Genomic DNA, 15910 nt, shown 5'->3' with positions numbered 1-15910 from the left:
TCCCTGTCGTCGCCTGCCGTTCTCCTCGACGGTACTGGGCTGTGGGCGGGGCGCACAAGAACAGATCGACGCTCATTGATTCGCGACAGGAATGAGTTATCCGGCGTCGCGGGGCCGGCCACGTGCCAGACTCCAGGCATGCGGAGCGGCGGCGAGGTACGGCGGCTGTCCTCGACCGTCGCCTGGGCGGTCCTGCCGGCGGCTCCCGGCACACGGGTGGCCCGTCGGGCCGTGCACATCCTCACGACCGTCCTCCAGGTCCTCGGCTCCGGGCACGGCACCACCAGGATCAACCGGGTGCGCGACCTGGACGGCCTGGACCCGCGGGTCGACGCGGACCCCTTGGGTCGGGTGAGGGTGTCCGGCACCGGGCCCGGCCTGCCCGATGGCCCCGGTCCCTGGCGGGCCACCGTGCGCTGCGACGGCCTCGTCGTCGACGCCCACCCGTCCGACGTCGAGCCGGTCGACCTGCACTTGCCGCTGCGCCGGCTGCGGCTCGTGGACGCCCGCCGGCTCGGCCGGGGCGGCCGGTGGCTGCGGACGCCCGACGCCCGGTGGCGGCTGCACCTGGAGGGCGGGGGCTACGACGTGACGGTCGAGGGGACCTGGGTGCTGCTCGCCCACCTGGGCACCCTCGGCGGGTGGCCCCAGCCGTGAGCTCCTCCCGGCCGTCGGGTCAGAGCCCGAAGGCGAACCGGGTGCAGTCGGTGGGGAAGTCGAACCACGCGAGCACCACGTGCGGCGTGATCACGCGCAGGCCGCCGCCGTCCTGCCCCGACCAGGAGTCGGGGCCGGGGGAGTAGCCGGCGTCGTCGTACTTGGCGAACGCCTCGGCCAGGCGCGTGCCCCACCCGTCCGGCTCCGCCCGGGTCGCGTGCGACTCGCCCTCGACGATCACCACCTCGGTGCCGCTCTCCAGGGTGAGGGTGACGGCGGGGTTGCGGTCCACGTTGCGCGTGTGCCGGGTCGTGGGAGCGCCGTCGTACCAGAACCGGCCGTCCAGCCAGACGCCCCACCGCGGCACGGCGTGCGGGCGACCGTCGGGCCGGACGCTGCCGAGCCAGTAGTGCCGGGCCGTGCGCAACCGGGCCTCGACCGTGCTCCAGTCCAGCAGCCCGGCCGTCGTGGCCGGCAACCCGTAGCCCTCGGGCAGGACCGGTCGGTCGGCGGCGGGGGTGGCATCCACGCCACCGACGGTAGCCCCGTCCTGGGGCGAGGGAAAGTGTCTGCGGGAGCCTCCCTCCTACGGTCAGGGTGCTTCCGCTAGCGCGAGGAGGCCTGCCGGAAGCGTGCGACCGCCACGGGGATGAAGACGGCCAGCATCAGCGCCGACCCGACCAGGACGGTCAGGACCGGGTTCTGCATGGGGAAGGTGTCGGCGACCGGCGCGGTGCCGGTGTTGCCGAACAGCTCCCGGGCGGCCTGGACGAGGGCCGACACGGGGTTCCAGTTGGCGAAGACCTCGAGCGGCCTGGGCAGGTTGGAGGCCTGCACGAAGGCGTTGGAGATGAAGGTCAGCGGGAAGAGCACCATGAACGAGGCGTTGTTGATGACCTCCGGCGTGCGCACGACGATGCCGATCAGGGTCATCACCCAGCTGAAGGCGTAGCTGAACAGCAGCAGGATCCCCACGCCGGCCAGGAAGGACACCCACCCCTCGTGGAACCGCCACCCGACCAGGGCACCGGTGGCGATCATGATGACCATCGAGATGGCGTTGAGGACCAGGTCGGCGCTGGTGCGCCCGAAGAGCACCGCCGAGGAGTGCATCGGCAGCGTCCGGAAGCGGTCGATCAGGCCCTCCTTGAGGTCCTGCGCCATCTGGTAGCCGCTGAACGTGGAGCCGAACAGCACGGTCTGGCCGAAGATCCCGGCCATGAGGTACTCGGTGTAGTTGCCGCCGTCGATCTGGATGGACCCGCCGTAGACCTGGCTGAACAGCAGCACGAACATGATCGGCTGGAGCACCGCGAAGACGAGCATCTCGGGGTTGCGCCGCAGCTTGAGCAGGTTGCGCCACGTGACGGTCCAGCCGTCGGACCACCAGGTCGCCAGGGTCCCCTCCGGTGCCGCCCCGCTCATGCGCCCTGCCCCTCCTCGGTCTCCTCGGCGTGCTCCCGGCCCGTGAGGGTGAGGAACACGTCGTCCAGGGTGGGGCGGCGCATGCCGGCGTCGTGCAGGCGGACGTCCTGCGCCGCGAGGTCGGTGAGCACCTGCTGCAGCGCGGCCGGACCGGTGTCGACCGGGACGTCGAGCGTGCGGCCGGCGGCGTCGACGTGCACCTCGCCCGACCCGTGGCGGGCCAGCACCTCCTCGGCGGCGGGCGCGTCCTGGCCCTCGACCAGGGTGACGACGATCCGGTGCCCGCCGAGCTGACCCTTGAGCTCGTCGGCGGTGCCCTCGGCGATGACCCGGCCGTGGTCGACGACGCTGATGTGGTCGGCCAGGTGGTCGGCCTCCTCGAGGTACTGCGTCGTCAGGAGCACGGTGGTGCCGCCGCCGACGAGGTCCTGGATGACCTGCCACAGCCCCAGCCGGCTGCGGGGGTCCAGACCCGTGGTGGGCTCGTCGAGGAAGAGGACGGGCGGGGTGTTGACGAGCGCGCACGCCAGGTCGATGCGGCGCCGCATACCCCCCGAGAAGCCCTTGACGGGGCGGTCGCCGGCGTCGGCGAGGTCGAAGGCGTCGACCAGCTCCCGCGCCCTGGTGCGGGCGCGCCGGGTGCCCAGGTGGTAGAGCCGGCCGACCATCTCCAGGTTCTCCAGGCCGGTGAGGTTCTCGTCCACGGCGGCGTACTGCCCGCTGGCCCCGATGACCTCCCGCACCCGCCCCGGCTGGTCCAGCACGTCGACGCCGGCCACCTGGGCCGAGCCCGCGTCCGGCCGGATGAGGGTGTTGAGCACCTTGACCGTCGTCGTCTTCCCCGCCCCGTTGGGGCCCAGCAGTCCCTTGACCGTCCCCTCCGGCACGCTGAGCGTCAGCCCGTCGAGGGCGTGCACGTCCCCGCTGCGGGAGCGGTAGGTCTTGCGCAGGTCGCGCGCCTCGATCATGGCCACCGGGCAAGGATAGGGACCGGCACCGACAGACCGGGGGTATGCGGCCGCGCCCCTCTCCGCGGGTCCTGCCTCAGGCGGGCGCGGAGGTGGCGTGCCCCGGTCGTTGGGTGGGGGCGCGCAGGGCCTCCGGCACGTAGGCGCACGTGGGGTCGCTGCCCAGGATGTCGCCCGTGACGGCGTAGGCGTGGCTGCGCGAGCCGCCACACACGTCGTTGAACTCGCACACCCCGCACTTGCCGTGGAACCGTTCGGGACGGCGCAACGACCGCAGCAGCTCGCTGGTGCGGTAGACCTCGCGGAACCCGCCCTCCTTGACGTTGCCGCAGTGCTCAGGGAAGAAGCCGCTGGGGTAGACGTGGCCGAGGTGGTCGACGAAGGCGAAGCCGCGGCCGGAGTTGATGTCGATCGGCGGCCGGGGAGGACGCTGCGGCACGGTATTGCCCTGCGCCCGCCACCGCTCCAGGTGCTCCCGGGTGTCCTCCGTCAGCCGCCGGTAGGTGTCGCCGCGATGCTCCGGGTCGTGGGGGTCGAGCCCCTCCGCCCGGCGGCGGGCCCGCTGGACCAGGACACGGCGGTACTGCGGCGCCTCGGTGGTCTTGACCGCCAGCGTGCCCGAGATGTCGGCCATCCAGTGCAGGACGTCCTCGATCTGCGGAGGGTCGAGGGTCTGCAGCTGCTGGCCGCGCCCAGTGGGGACGAGGAAGAACAGGCTCCACAGCGAGACGTCGAGGTCGAGCATGATCGGCAGCATCGCCGGCAGCTCGACGACGGTGTGCCGGGTGACGGTGGTGTTGACCTGCAGGCGGATCTGGTCGGCCCGGATCCAGCGCGCCGCCTCCAGGGTGGCCTCGAAGACGCCCGGGACGCCGCGGAACCCGTCGTGGGTCGCGGCCACGGCACCGTCGAGGGACAGGGACATGGAGTTGGCCCCGGCGGCGTGCATCTGCCGGACCGCGTCGTGGGTCAGCTTGGGCGTGACGGAGGGGGACAGGGCCATGTGCAGGCCGAGGCCGGCCCCGTGGCTGATCAGCTCGTGCAGGTCGGGCCGCTCGAAGGCGTCCCCGCCCGTGAGGATGACGATGGGCTGCGGCCGGCCGAAGGCGGCGACGTCGTCGAGGAGCGCCTTGCCCTCCTCGGTGGTGAGCTGGTCGGGGTGCCCCACGGGCTGGGAGTCGGCGCGGCAGTGCCGGCAGACGAGGGCGCAGGCCCGGGTGACCTCCCAGATGACGATCATCGGCCGGTCGTCGATGTCGTGCCGCAGGCGGCGCACGGCAGGGGCCGGCCGGGTGGGTGTGGAGATGGTCACGCAGGCTCCTTGGTCTTGGTCGGGGTGAGGTGGTCGTGCAGCCGGTCGACGGCGCGCCGGGCCGAGGCGGCGCAGGAGGTCAGGCCGAGGCCGTCGTAGGAGGAGCCGGCCAGCTCGACGCCGGGGGCGTCGTCGGCGAGGGCCTCCCGTGCGGCGGCCAGCCGGGCCGGGTGGCCGACGGTCAGCTGGGGCAGGGCGGAGGGCCACCGTTCGACGTGCACCTGGACGGGGTCCGCACCGATGCCGGTGAACCCTGCGAGGTCCGCGCGGAGCCGGTCCACGAGCTCCTCGTCGTCCGACGGGAGGCGTGGCCCGTCGGCCCGTCCCGCCGACAACCGCAGCAGGACGGTGTCGTCCAGGTCCAGGTGCGCCCACTTGGTGGACAGGAAGGTCGCCGCCTTGAGCGTCGAGCCGGTCGTCGAGGGCACGAGCATCCCGGTGCCCGCGAGGGCGGGGGCGTCGGCGACGGCCGCACGGGGCAGCGCCAGCAGCACGGTGGCGACATCGGCACGCCGGGTGGCCCGCAGCTGCTCCGCGGCGGTCGGGGAGCGCGGCGCCAGCAGCTCCGCCGCCACGGCGGCGCCGACGGCCAGGACGACGCCGTCCACGACGTGAGTGGCCCCGTCGCTGGTGCGGAGACGCCAGCGCCGGCCCTCCCGCGCGAGGTCGGTGACGGCCGACCCGGTCCGCACGGTGGCGCCCAGCTCCTCGACCAGCCGGTCGACCACCCGGCCCAGCCCTTCCGGCCAGCTGACGAACGACATCCGGCCGGCGGCGCCCGGACGTCGGCGGACCAGCAGGGAACGGCCGGAACCGGCGGCGGGCACGAGGGCAGGGGCGCAGGCCCGGAGGCTGAGCCGGCGCACGTCCCCCGCGTGGAGTCCGCCGAGGAGCGGGTCCACGAACCGCTCGACCACCTGCCGGCCGAACCGGCCTGCCACGAACTCACCCACGGAGACGTCCTCCCCTGCCTCCAGGGTGGGGACGCGCCCGGAGCGCACCAGCAGCGGCTCCAACCCGGCCCTGGCCATCCCCGGGACGGTCATCACCCGGCTGCGGACCACGGGCCGCAGCCGGGTCGGACCCGCGGGCCCGACACCGGCCGGCAACGGCCGCAGGCCGCGCGGCGTGACCAGCCAGCTCCGCCCGGTGCGCGCGGCGACCATGGACTCCGTGAGGTCGAGCTCGTCGAGCAGCTCGGCCGTCCCCGGGGCGGCCAGGTGCATCGCCTCGGCGCCCACGTCCACCGGGACGCCGGCCACCGGCACGGTCCGGATCTGGCCGCCCATCCGCTCCGAGGCCTCCAGGAGCAGGACGTCGGCGCCTTCCGCCCGCAGCTGTCGGGCGGCCAGCAGGCCGGTGAACCCACCGCCCACGACGGCGACCGTGCGGCGGGAAGGCGAGTCCGGTCCGCCGGAGGACGACGTAAGAGTCGGAAGGTCTGGCACCGGGCCTCCTGTGAGGGGAAAAACAGCGACGACCAAGTCTGACATGCCGTAGTAGTGACGTGGTCAGCAGGGAGCGGCCCGACGGCGCGCGGGCGTCGATCCTGTTTCCCGGGACCGGGCCTCGTCTGCCCCTCCGGGTCGCGCCGTGTGCGATGGTCTCCCCTGGGAACGACGACGACCGACGGCCCGGGAGGGTCGCGAGGAGGCAGGGATGACGACTCGGACCGTGCTGGTCACCGGTGGAGGCAGCGGCATCGGGGAGGCCATCGCCCGGCGCAGCGCCCAGGACGGGATGCGGGTGGTCGTGGCCGACCGGGACCCGAAGGCCGCCGAGCGGGTCGCCGAGGCGGTCGACGGGGAGACGTGGGTGGTCGACCTGTCCGACACCGCCGCGCTGGAGGACCTGCGGCTGGAGTGCGACGTCCTCGTCAACAACGCGGGGGTCCAGCGGGTCGCGCCCATCCACGAGTACGACCCGGCCGACTTCCGGCTCATCCACCGGCTGATGCTCGAGTCGCCGTTCCTGCTGGTCCGGGCCGCGCTGCCGCACATGTACGCGCGGGGGTGGGGCCGGATCGTCAACGTGTCCTCGGCCCACGGCCTGCGGGCCTCGGCGTTCAAGTCCGCCTACGTCTCCGCCAAGCACGGCCTGGAGGGCCTGTCCAAGGTCGCCGCCCTGGAGGGGGCTGCGCACGGGGTGACCTCCAACTGCATCAACCCGGGCTACGTGCGCACCCCGCTCGTGGAGAAGCAGATCGCCGACCAGGCGGTCACCCACGGGATCCCCGAGGCGGAGGTGGTGGAGAAGATCATGCTCACCCGCTCGGCGGTCAAGCGCCTCGTCGAGCCGGCCGAGGTCGCCGCCCTGGCGGCCTTCCTCATGAGCGACGACGCCGGGATGGTGACGGGCACCTCCTACACGATGGACGGCGGCTGGACCGCCCAGTAGCCGACGTGCGCGCTGATTGCCCGCCCCGCCGCCCCGCCCGGCCGGGCCGACGTCAGCGGCCCAGCCAGGACATCGTCGCTGCCACCATGGCCCGCACGCCGGTGTCCAGGGTCGGCTGCAGCACCGGAGCGAACTGCGGGGCGTGGTTGTCCGGGAAGTCGGCCGCCTGGGTGCCGGCGGCCTCGGCGTCGGCCCACCGCCGGGCGTCGAAGGCGCCGAAGCCCCAGTAGCAGTAGGGCACGCCCCACGCGTTCGGCAGCTCGGAGAAGTCCTCCGAGCCCATCTCCGGCTCGAACTCGCGGACCTGCTCCGCCCCGAGCTCGGCCGCCAGCGCCGACCGCACCCGGTCCGTGGTCGCGGTGTCGTTGTCGGTCACCGGCAGGTGGTCGAAGGTCTCCACGAGGGGTTCCGGCGCGCCCCAGGCCGCCGCCTCCGCCCGTGCCGTGCGGTGCAGGATGTCCAGGCACCGGCGGGCCACCTCGTCGTCGTAGGTGCGCACGGTCCCCTCCACGACGGCGGTCTCGGGGATGATGTTGGTCTTCGTGCCGGCCGCGATCCGGCCGACCGTGACGACGGCAGTGGCCCGGGGCGACACCTGGCGGGAGACGATCGTCTGCAGCCGGACCACGAGCGAGGCGGCCATGACCACCGGGTCGATCGCCGTGTGCGGCGCCGACCCGTGGCCTCCTCGGCCGCGCAGCGTGATCCGGAAGTCGTCGCAGCTGGCCATGATCGGGCCGGCGGCGACCTGCACCGACCCCGCCGGCCCGGGCAGGACGTGCTGGCCCAGGGCGACGTCGGGGCGGGGGAGCCGGTCGACGAGGCCGTCGGCGACCATGGCCTCGGCCCCGTTGAACTGCTCCTCGGCGGGCTGGAAGACGGCGACCAGGGTGCCCGACCACGTGTCCGGGGCCGCCAGCAGCAGACGCAGCGTCGCCAGGAGGGTGGCCACGTGGGTGTCGTGGCCGCATGCGTGCATGACGGGGACCGCCTCGCCCGCCGCGTTGGTCGCGGTCGCCGTCGAGGCGTAGGGCAGCCCGGTGTCCTCACGGACCGGGAGACCGTCCATGTCGGCGCGGACGAGGACCGTGGGTCCCTCCCCGTGGCGCACGACGACGGCCACGCCGGTGCCGCCGAGGCCGGTGAGGACCTCGGCCTCCTCGGCGCCGGGCATCGCCCGCACCTCCTCGACCACGCGGTCCGCGGTTGCGTGCTCCTGCAGCGACAGCTCGGGGTGCGCGTGGAGCCAGCGGTAGGTCTCCTCCAGCCAGGGCCGGATCCCGGGCAGCCCGGTCAGGACGGCGGTGACGGCGGACGTGGGGGCGGTGGTGGTCACGGGCTCTCCTCGGTGCGGTGCGGGTGCTGGCCCGACGCTAGCCCGTGGCAGGCTGTGCGGGTGACATCACGGGTGATCCACACCGGGCAGGCGCTGGTCGACGTCGTGCTCGAGGTCGGCGGTCTGCCGGTCCGCGGCGGCAACGTCAACGCGCACTCCTCGCAGCGCTACGCCGGAGGAGCGGTGAGCATCCTGCTGGCCGCCGCCCGTACCGGGGCCCGGGCCGTGCACGCGGGGGCCCACGGCAGCGGGCCCAACGGAGACCTCGTCCGGCAGGCCCTCACCGCGGAGGGCGTGCACCTGGCCGACCCGCCCGTGCCCGGGGAGGACACCGGGATCTGCGTGGTGCTGGTGGAGCCCACCGCCGAACGCACCTTCATCACCACCTACGGCGCGGAGCGCCGCATCAGCGTCGACTCCCTGGCCCGCAGCGGCCCGGCCCCCGGCGACGTCGTCTGCGTCACCGGCTACAGCCTCTACCCCCCGACGAGGGAGCCGCTCCTGGAGTGGCTCGAGGGGCTGCCCGAGGGGGTGCAGGTCGTCCTGGACCCCGGGGCCGCCCTGGCGGAGATGCCGGGGGAGGACCGGGCCCGGATGCTGGCGCTGACCCAGGTGTGGACCTCCAACGCGCTCGAGGCCAAGGAGCTCACCGGGGTGGGGGACGTCGCCGCCGCCGCGGGCGCCGTGGCCGGGCACCTGCCCGAGGGTGCCGTCGTCGTGGTCCGGGACGGCGCGGACGGGTGCGTGCTCCACGTCGAGGGCGCGACGACCACGGTGCCGGGGTTCCCCCAGGTCCCGGTCGACACCAACGGTGCCGGGGACGCCCACACGGGGGTGCTCTGCGCCGAACGGACCCTCGGCACCGACTGGGTCACGGCCGCCCGGCGGGCCAACGCCGCCGGCGCGATCAAGGTGACCCGCCGCGGACCCGCGACGGCCCCGACGCGGGCCGAGGTCGACGCCTTCCTGGCCTCCCCCGACCGGGACGAGGACCGCCCCGGCGGGTCACCGGGCCGCGGGACCGTCCCAGGGCACGCCGAACCGCCCGTCGTGCACGACCTCTGAGAGGGGCCTCCGCGGCCGCCGGGCGGAACCTCCCGGCGGCCGGGCCACCGCATACCCCAGCGCGACCACGCCGAGCAGACGGCGGTCGGGAGGGATCCCGAACGCCGCCCGCACCGCGTCCCAGCGGTCGCCGGGCACCCCGAGCAGGAGCGCTCCCAACCCCTCGTCGACGGCCGTCAGCAGCGCCAGCAGCGCGGCCATCCCGGTGTCCACGTCCCACCAGGGCACCGGCCACGTCGCAGCGTCCCGGTCCGTGCGTCCCTTGTCGGGCTCGGCGTACCGGTCCAGGTAGGCCTCGGGGGAGGACAGCAGGACCACGAGGCAGGGCGCGCTCGAGACGCCGCGCAACCACCGGTCGGGGACGAAGCCCGGGTCTGCCCGGCCCGGCACCGTGGCGGCCCACCACCGGTCGCGGTCGGCGGGGCGGGTCAGCACGAGCAGGTCGGTGCCCTGGCTGAAGCCCGCGCTGGGGCCGCGCCGGGCGCGGTCCAGCACCCGGGCGAGCACCTCCGGGGGCACCGGACGGTCGGGGTCGAACTCCCGGGTCATCCGCCGGCGTCGCAGGACCTCTCCCAGCTCCATGCCCCGTATGGTGGCACGGCCGCCCGGGCGAGGACCGACCCGAACCCGGCCGCCCCGTGACGGACCGGCCTGCCATGATGGACGCATGACCGAGCCGGCACCGCTGCCCCCGGGCTACCCGCAGGAGTGGGAGGCCGACGTCGTGCTGTCCGACGGGATGGTCGCGCACGTGCGACCGATCCGGCCCGACGACACCGAGGCCATCCACGAGTTCCACGCCGGCCAGTCCGACGAGTCCATCTACCTGCGGTTCTTCGCGCCCATCAAACGCCTCTCGGACAAGGACGTCCACCGGTTCACCCACGTCGACTACCACGACCGGGTCGCCCTGGTGATGACCGTTCGCGACAAGCTCGTGGGGATCGGCCGCTACGACCGGCTCGAGCCCGACGGCCCGGTGGCCGAGGTCGCCTTCAACGTCTCCGACCACCACCAGGGCCGCGGCATCGGGTCGGTGCTCCTGGAGCACCTGGCCGACATCGGCCGGGAGGACGACGTGCGCCGGTTCGTCGCCGACGTGCTCCCGCAGAACCGGAAGATGATCGGCGTCTTCCGCGACGCCGGCTACGAGGTGTCCCACGAGTTCGACGACGGCGTCATCGCGGTGGCCTTCGACATCGAGCCCACCGACGAGTCCCGGGCCGTACGGATGAGCCGCGAGCACCGCTCCGAGGCCCGGTCGATGCGGCAGGTGCTGCACCCCTCCTCCGTGGCGGTCATCGGCGCCAGCCGAAGGCCGGACACCGTGGGCCGGGTCTTCCTCGAGGACATCGTCGCCGGCGGCTACCGCGGGCGCCTCCACGCGGTCAACAACCGGGCCGAGCCGGGCACCCTCATCGAGGGCCTGGAGTCGGTGGCCTCGGTGCGCGACGTCGAGGGGGGCGTCGACCTGGCCGTCATCGCCGTGCCCGCACCGGACGTGCTCCAGATCGTCGACGAGTGCGCCGACGCGTCGGTCAAGACCCTCGTCGTGGCCTCGGAGGGGTTCGCCGAGTCCGGTCCGGAGGGGGAGGAGCGGCAGCGCGAGCTGCTCGAACGGGCCCGGCGCTACGGCATGCGCGTCCTGGGCCCCAACAGCTTCGGCCTCATCAACAACGACCCCGAGGTCTCCCTCAACGCCACCCTGGCCTCGGTGGAGCACGTCCCGCCGCACGGCAGCCTGGGGCTGTTCGCCCAGTCCGGCGCGCTCGGCGTGGCGGTGCTGGCCTCCGCCCAGCGCCGGGGCCTGGGGATCTCGACCTTCGCCTCGGCCGGCAACCGGGTGGACATCTCGGGCAACGACCTCATGCAGTACTGGCTCGACGACGACGCCACCTCCGCCGTGGGCCTCTACCTGGAGTCGATGGGCAACCCCCGCAAGTTCTCCCGGATCGCCCGCAAGCTGTCGAGCATCAAGCCGGTCGTCGTGGTCAAGTCCGGCGTCGGCGGCGGCAAGTACGCCACCCCGCGGGGGCACCGGGTGCGCTCGACCCAGGAGCGGCCCGAGGCCTTCGCCCAGATGCTCAAGCAGGCCGGGGTCATCCGCGTCGAGAACCTGCACCAGCTTTTCGACGTGGCCCAGCTGGTCATCAACCAGCCGCTGCCGGCGGGACGCCGGGTCGGGGTGGTGACCAACAGCGACGCGCTGGGTTCGCTGGCCGCCGACGCGGCGGTCTCGTGGGGCCTGGAGGTGACCCACGGCCCGGTCTCGGTGGCCGCGGAGGCGCGCACCGACTCCTTCCGGGAGGTGGTCGAGCAGGCGCTCGCCGACCCGGCCGTGGACGCCCTCATCGCCTGCTTCATCCCGCCGGTCGCCCAGATCGACCCGGAGGTCGTCGACGCGGTCGAGCAGGCGGTGGACCGGTCGGACAAGCCGTGCGTGGCCACCTTCCTGGGGATGCGCGGGGTCGGGGCCACCCGGCGGCTGCCGGTCTACCCCACCCCCGAGGACGGGGTGCGCGCGCTGGCGGCGGCGAGCCGGTATGCCGACTGGCGCCGCAGCGACCGCGGCGAGCGGGTGCGTCCCGAGGGGATCAACCGGCGCGCGGCCCACCACGTGCTGGAGACGGTCCTGGCGCAGGAGCCGGCCGGGCGGGAGCTGACGCCCGAGGAGGCCGACGCGCTGCTGTCGGCCTACGGCATCGACGTGTGGCCCACGGTCGCCGTCGGCTCCGACGAGGAGGCGGTCGACGCCTACAAGAAGATGCGCGGCACCGTCGTCATGAAGGCGACCTCCCCGCTCCTGCAGCACCAGCCGGGCCAGGGGTGGATCCGCACGGGGCTGCGTCACCCCAAGGCGGTGGGCGCGGCATACCGGGACCTGGACGCCCTGGTGCGCCCCCTGGGCGCCGAGGGCATCGCGCTGCAGCAGATGGCGCCCCCCGGGGTGGCCGTGGAGATCAACACCTCCGAGGACGCGCTCTTCGGCCCGGTCGTAGGCTTCGGCGTGGCCGGCCTGCCCGTGGACCTGCTCGGCGACGTGGCCCACCGCTTCCCGCCGATGACCGACGTGGACATCGAGGACATGGTCGGCTCCATCAAGGCGGCGCCCATGCTCGACGGGTACCGGGGCGCCATGCCGGTCGACCACGGTGCCCTGCACGACCTGATCGCCCGGGTGTCGGTGCTCACCGACGACCACCCCGAGCTGGCGCACGTGCGGCTCAACCCGGTGATGGCCCACCAGGACGGCATCGAGGTGCTGGGGGCCCGCGTGCACGTCGCGCCCGCGCCCACACGCACCGACGCCGAACGGCGCGCGATGTCGTCCTGACGGACGGCGCACCCGCCCCGGACCGCACGAGGAGAGGACGGACGTGGCCGCACGGTTCGAGGAGCTGGCGTGGGCGCAGACCCCGATCGACGAGCTCAGCCTCCGGCGACGGCGGGAGCCGGTGACCGGGACGGAGGTCCACGAGGTCAAGCTCGGCGAGGAGTACCTCATGTCGAGCCTGTTCACCGTGGCCGAGGAGGAGCTGGCCCGGCTGGCCCTCGCCCGCCTCGAGGGCGAGGGTCTGCGGGTCGTCGTGGGCGGGCTCGGCCTGGGCTACACCGCCCGGGCCGTGCTCGAGGACGACCGGGTGGCCGACCTCGTCGTCGTCGACGCCCTCGAGCCGGTCCTCGACTGGCACCGGCAGGGCCTGGTGCCCCTCGGGGCCGGGCTCACGGCCGACCCCCGGTGCCGGCTCGTCCACGGGGACTTCTTCGCGATGGCCGCCGGCGAGGGGTTCGACCCGTCCGGCGGGGGCAGCGGCTGGGACGCGGTCCTCGTCGACATCGACCACTCGCCCCGGCACGCGCTGGCCGAGGGCAGCAGCGGCTTCTACGGGCAGGCGGGGACGCGGGCGCTGGCGGGGCACCTGCGCCCCGGCGGCGTCTACGCCCTGTGGTCCGACGACCCGCCGGACGCGGACTACCTGGAGGTCCTGCGGGAGGTGTTCACCGACGTGGCCGCCGAGGTCGTGGAGTTCCCCAACCCGCTGCAGGGGCGGACGGCCGCCAACACGGTCTACCTGGCGACCCGGCAGGAGTGAGGAGCCCGGGGGCACCTCGTCCGCGGGGACGGACCGGCGCCGGTCCGTCCCGCACGTCGGCAGGTGGCACCATGGGTCCATGGTCCGTCGCCTGAGGTCCCCGCTCCCCGAACAGCTCGTCGCCGACATCGACCGTGCCGGCTACCTGCCGGCCGTCGTCCACGACGTCGTGCTCACGGCCGTCGGGCGGGACCAGGTGGTCAGCCACCTGGTCCACGCGGAGACGACCTTCGACGAGCAGGCGGTGCGCAACCACCTCACCGTCCTCGTGCTCACCGACCGGCGCCTGGTCATCGCGCACGCCGACGACCACGAGGGTCCCGACCGGCAGCGGATGGCGACCGCGACCAGCGAGACGGTGCCCCTGCGGGCGGTGCGCGGCGTGATGCTCACCCACGTCGTGGCCGACCCGGAGAACTACGACGGCTCCCTGGACGGGCGGGCGGTGACGCTCACCCTGGGCTGGGGCGCGGTCTCGCGGCTGGACCTGCTGCCCGCGCTGTGCGAGGACCCCCAGTGCGAGGGCGACCACGGCTACGAGGGCACGGTCTCCTCCGACGACATCTCGCTGCGGGTCTCGGCCGACGCCGACGGCGTCGCGCAGCTCGAGCACGCGCTGACCTTCGCCCAGGAGCTGTCGGCCCGACTCGGCCGGTGAGCACACCCGTCCCGGCGCCGGACGTGCGCCCGGAGGCCGTCGCCGCCGCGCGGGACCTCTACCGACCGCCCGCGCCCGGCGAGGGCCTGGCCTCGGTCCTGCCCGCCGCCCTGGGCGCGCTGGGGGTCGGGCTGCCCGACGGCATACCCGTCCCGACGTGGTCGCTGCCCCCCGCGCGCCACGTCGTCGTGGTCCTCGTCGACGGACTCGGCGCCCGGCAGCTGGAGCGTCGCGCCGGGCACGCCCCCTTCCTGCGGTCGATGACGGCGGCGGCGCCGGACGCCCGGTGCGGGTTCCCCTCGACCACGGCGACCAGCCTGACCAGCCTGGGCACGGGGCTGCCGCCCGGCGGGCACGGGATCGTCGGCTGGCAGACGGTGCTTCCGGACGGCCGGCTGTTCAACCACCTCGGCTGGCGCGACGGGCCGGAGCCGGAGGTCCACCAGCCCCACCCGACACTGCTGCAGCACGCGGAGGCCGCCGGGCTGTCGGTGACGACCGTCTCGCGGCCCCTGTTCGAGACCTCCGGGTTCACCCGGGTCGCCCTGCGTGGCGGCGGCTACGTCCCGACCGAGGACGCGGGGGAGCGGGCTGCGGGTGTCCTCGGCGCCCTGGCCGGTGCCGGCCCGGCAGGCCGCAGCCTCGTCTACGCCTACTGGGACGAGGTCGACAAGGCCGGGCACGTCCACGGGCCCGGGTCGGTCGAGTGGGGCGAGGCGCTCGAGGAGGTGGACGCATTCGTCCGCGAGGTCGCCGCCGGTGCCCCGGACGGCACCGTCGTGGTGCTGACCTCCGACCACGGCATGGTCGACGCACCGCACATCTCCCGCCGGGACCTGGCCTACGACGACGTGCTGGCCGCCGGGGTAAGGGTGCTGGCCGGCGAGCCGCGGGCGCCGCAGGCCTGGTGCGAGCCGGGACGGGTGCGTGAGGTCGTGACGACCTGGACGGACGAGCTGGGGGGCTCCGCCCTCGTCCTCACCCGTGAGGAGGCCGTCGAGGCGGGCTGGTTCGGCCCCGTGCGGGCCGGCTACGAGCAGCGGATCGGGGAGGTCGTGGCCGTGATGCTCGACGCCGCGACCGTCCTGGACTCCCGCCTGCTGCGGCCCCAGGTGCTCGCCCTGCGGGGGCACCACGGGTCGGTCACCGACGCCGAGACCGCCGTCCCCCTCCTGGTCCACCGGGTATGACGTCGCGCACCTGCGGGCCGGTGCCGCGCGGAGGATCGCACCCGGACGGGACCGCCGCGGCGCCCTCGTAGACTGCCCCGGTGGCCGAACTCGTCTTCTTCACCGGGACCATGGACTGCGGGAAGTCGACCCTCGCGCTGCAGATGGACCACACCCACGCCAGCCGCGGTCGCGCCGGGCTGCTGTTCACCCAGCACGACCGTTCCGGGGAGGCCGTCCTCTCCTCCCGCCTGGGGCTGACCAAGCCGGCGCTGGAGGTCGACGACGACCTCGACCTGTGGGAGTTCGTCGTGGACCAGGTCACCGCGGGCCGACGGGTGGACTACCTGGTGTGCGACGAGGCGCAGTTCTACACGCCCGTGCAGGTGGAGCAGCTGGCCCGGCTCGTGGACGAGATGGACGTCGACGTCTTCGCCTTCGGGATCACCTCCGACTTCCGCACCGAGCTCTTCCCCGGGTCGCGGCGCCTCATCGAACTGGCCGACCGCACCGAGCAGCTCCAGGTGCGCGCCCTGTGCTGGTGCGGCAAGCCGGCCACGGTCAACGCCCGGGTCGTCGACGGGGTCATGGTCGTCGAGGGGGAGCAGGTCGTCGTCGGCGACGTCACCGGGGAGACCGGCCCGGTGCCGACGGTGGAGTACGAGATGCTCTGCCGCCGGCACTACATGCGGCGGATGAACTCCTCGGCCGCCCGCGCCCAGTCCCTGTCCCCGGACGTCCTGCCCTTCGACCTGGACCTGTGCGCCCTCCCCGGCACGGCCGAGCCGTCCCCGGACGGCCGGGCAGGACCCCCGGCGGGCTGACCCGG

At 74.3% G+C, this 15910-nt stretch carries 15 protein-coding genes; 8 read left to right on the top strand and 7 right to left on the bottom strand.

The window, feature by feature from the left end; translation table 11 throughout:
• Window positions 1-138: 138 nt before the first annotated feature.
• Complete coding sequence (locus tag FJR00_RS11695; RefSeq protein ID WP_141338897.1) at window positions 139-657, top strand: hypothetical protein; 519 nt, start codon at window positions 139-141, stop codon at window positions 655-657.
• Window positions 658-676: 19 nt separating this feature from the next.
• On the opposite strand, the gene FJR00_RS11690 is transcribed toward FJR00_RS11695, so the two are convergent.
• The 5 genes from FJR00_RS11690 to hemG all read right to left on the bottom strand — a co-directional run bounded on the left by FJR00_RS11690 (window position 677) and on the right by hemG (window position 5855).
• Complete coding sequence (locus FJR00_RS11690) at window positions 677-1186, bottom strand: pyridoxamine 5'-phosphate oxidase family protein (protein ID WP_141338896.1); 510 nt, start codon at window positions 1184-1186, stop codon at window positions 677-679.
• 77 nt (window positions 1187-1263) lie between these two features.
• Window positions 1264-2082, bottom strand: a complete 819-nt coding sequence (locus FJR00_RS11685; RefSeq protein ID WP_141338895.1) for an ABC transporter permease — start codon at window positions 2080-2082, stop codon at window positions 1264-1266.
• Entirely contained in the window at window positions 2079-3056 is a 978-nt protein-coding gene (locus FJR00_RS11680) for an ATP-binding cassette domain-containing protein (RefSeq protein ID WP_141338894.1), read from the bottom strand. The genes FJR00_RS11685 and FJR00_RS11680 overlap by 4 nt, the downstream gene beginning before the upstream one ends.
• Before the next feature lie 70 nt (window positions 3057-3126).
• Window positions 3127-4290, bottom strand: coding sequence for a TIGR04053 family radical SAM/SPASM domain-containing protein (locus tag FJR00_RS11675; protein ID WP_377466491.1), 1164 nt, complete (start codon window positions 4288-4290; stop codon window positions 3127-3129).
• A 68-nt stretch (window positions 4291-4358) separates the two neighbouring features.
• Window positions 4359-5855, bottom strand: a complete 1497-nt coding sequence (gene hemG / locus FJR00_RS11670) for a protoporphyrinogen oxidase (RefSeq protein ID WP_141338893.1) — start codon at window positions 5853-5855, stop codon at window positions 4359-4361.
• 166 nt (window positions 5856-6021) lie between these two features.
• Here hemG and FJR00_RS11665 point away from each other — a divergent pair, with 166 nt between their 5' ends.
• Window positions 6022-6759 (top strand): 3-hydroxybutyrate dehydrogenase, encoded by a 738-nt coding sequence (locus FJR00_RS11665; RefSeq protein ID WP_075956814.1) that lies wholly within the window; start codon window positions 6022-6024, stop codon window positions 6757-6759.
• A 52-nt stretch (window positions 6760-6811) separates the two neighbouring features.
• Here the strand turns inward: FJR00_RS11665 and FJR00_RS11660 are convergent, their stop codons facing one another.
• Window positions 6812-8095, bottom strand: coding sequence for an amidohydrolase (locus tag FJR00_RS11660; protein ID WP_141338892.1), 1284 nt, complete (start codon window positions 8093-8095; stop codon window positions 6812-6814).
• A gap of 60 nt (window positions 8096-8155) precedes the next feature.
• Between FJR00_RS11660 and FJR00_RS11655 the strand changes: the two genes are divergently transcribed.
• Window positions 8156-9160 carry a PfkB family carbohydrate kinase gene (locus FJR00_RS11655; protein ID WP_238330459.1) on the top strand — a complete coding sequence of 335 codons (1005 nt, stop codon included), beginning with the start codon at window positions 8156-8158 and terminating at the stop codon, window positions 9158-9160.
• On the opposite strand, the gene FJR00_RS11650 is transcribed toward FJR00_RS11655, so the two are convergent.
• A complete protein-coding gene (locus tag FJR00_RS11650; RefSeq protein WP_141338891.1) occupies window positions 9101-9742 on the bottom strand; it encodes a nitroreductase family protein in 642 nt (213 codons plus the stop codon). The genes FJR00_RS11655 and FJR00_RS11650 overlap by 60 nt on opposite strands.
• Before the next feature lie 85 nt (window positions 9743-9827).
• On the opposite strand from FJR00_RS11650, the gene FJR00_RS11645 reads away from it, so the two are divergent.
• From FJR00_RS11645 to FJR00_RS11625, 5 genes are all read left to right on the top strand, one after another.
• Entirely contained in the window at window positions 9828-12494 is a 2667-nt protein-coding gene (locus tag FJR00_RS11645; protein WP_141338890.1) for a bifunctional acetate--CoA ligase family protein/GNAT family N-acetyltransferase, read from the top strand.
• A gap of 43 nt (window positions 12495-12537) precedes the next feature.
• Window positions 12538-13254, top strand: coding sequence for a polyamine aminopropyltransferase (locus tag FJR00_RS11640; protein ID WP_141338889.1), 717 nt, complete (start codon window positions 12538-12540; stop codon window positions 13252-13254).
• 79 nt (window positions 13255-13333) lie between these two features.
• The gene (locus FJR00_RS11635) at window positions 13334-13912 is read left to right on the top strand and encodes a DUF5998 family protein (RefSeq protein ID WP_141338888.1); all 579 of its coding nucleotides are present in this window, start codon (window positions 13334-13336) and stop codon (window positions 13910-13912) included.
• Complete coding sequence (locus FJR00_RS11630; RefSeq protein WP_238330458.1) at window positions 13909-15102, top strand: alkaline phosphatase family protein; 1194 nt, start codon at window positions 13909-13911, stop codon at window positions 15100-15102. The genes FJR00_RS11635 and FJR00_RS11630 overlap by 4 nt, the downstream gene beginning before the upstream one ends.
• Window positions 15103-15182: 80 nt before the next feature.
• Complete coding sequence (locus FJR00_RS11625; protein ID WP_141338887.1) at window positions 15183-15905, top strand: thymidine kinase; 723 nt, start codon at window positions 15183-15185, stop codon at window positions 15903-15905.
• The last annotated feature ends 5 nt before the right edge of the window (window positions 15906-15910 follow it).

It is taken from the genome of Ornithinimicrobium kibberense, assembly GCF_006519705.1.
GTDB lineage: Bacteria > Actinomycetota > Actinomycetes > Actinomycetales > Dermatophilaceae > Ornithinicoccus > Ornithinicoccus kibberensis.
This window is presented reverse-complemented; position numbering and strand designations above follow the sequence as displayed.

Bases quoted from the DNA above. Each gene is read 5' to 3' on its own strand.
- FJR00_RS11695 (WP_141338897.1), top strand. From the start codon at position 139: ATGCGGAGCGGCGGCGAGGTACGGCGGCTGTCCTCGACCGTCGCCTGG.
- FJR00_RS11685 (WP_141338895.1), bottom strand. From the start codon at position 2,082: ATGAGCGGGGCGGCACCGGAGGGGACCCTGGCGACCTGGTGGTCCGAC.
- FJR00_RS11675 (WP_377466491.1), bottom strand. From the start codon at position 4,290: ATGATCGTCATCTGGGAGGTCACCCGGGCCTGCGCCCTCGTCTGCCGG.
- hemG (WP_141338893.1), bottom strand. From the start codon at position 5,855: ATGTCAGACTTGGTCGTCGCTGTTTTTCCCCTCACAGGAGGCCCGGTG.
- FJR00_RS11665 (WP_075956814.1), top strand. From the start codon at position 6,022: ATGACGACTCGGACCGTGCTGGTCACCGGTGGAGGCAGCGGCATCGGG.
- FJR00_RS11650 (WP_141338891.1), bottom strand. From the start codon at position 9,742: ATGGAGCTGGGAGAGGTCCTGCGACGCCGGCGGATGACCCGGGAGTTC.
- FJR00_RS11645 (WP_141338890.1), top strand. From the start codon at position 9,828: ATGACCGAGCCGGCACCGCTGCCCCCGGGCTACCCGCAGGAGTGGGAG.
- FJR00_RS11635 (WP_141338888.1), top strand. From the start codon at position 13,334: ATGGTCCGTCGCCTGAGGTCCCCGCTCCCCGAACAGCTCGTCGCCGAC.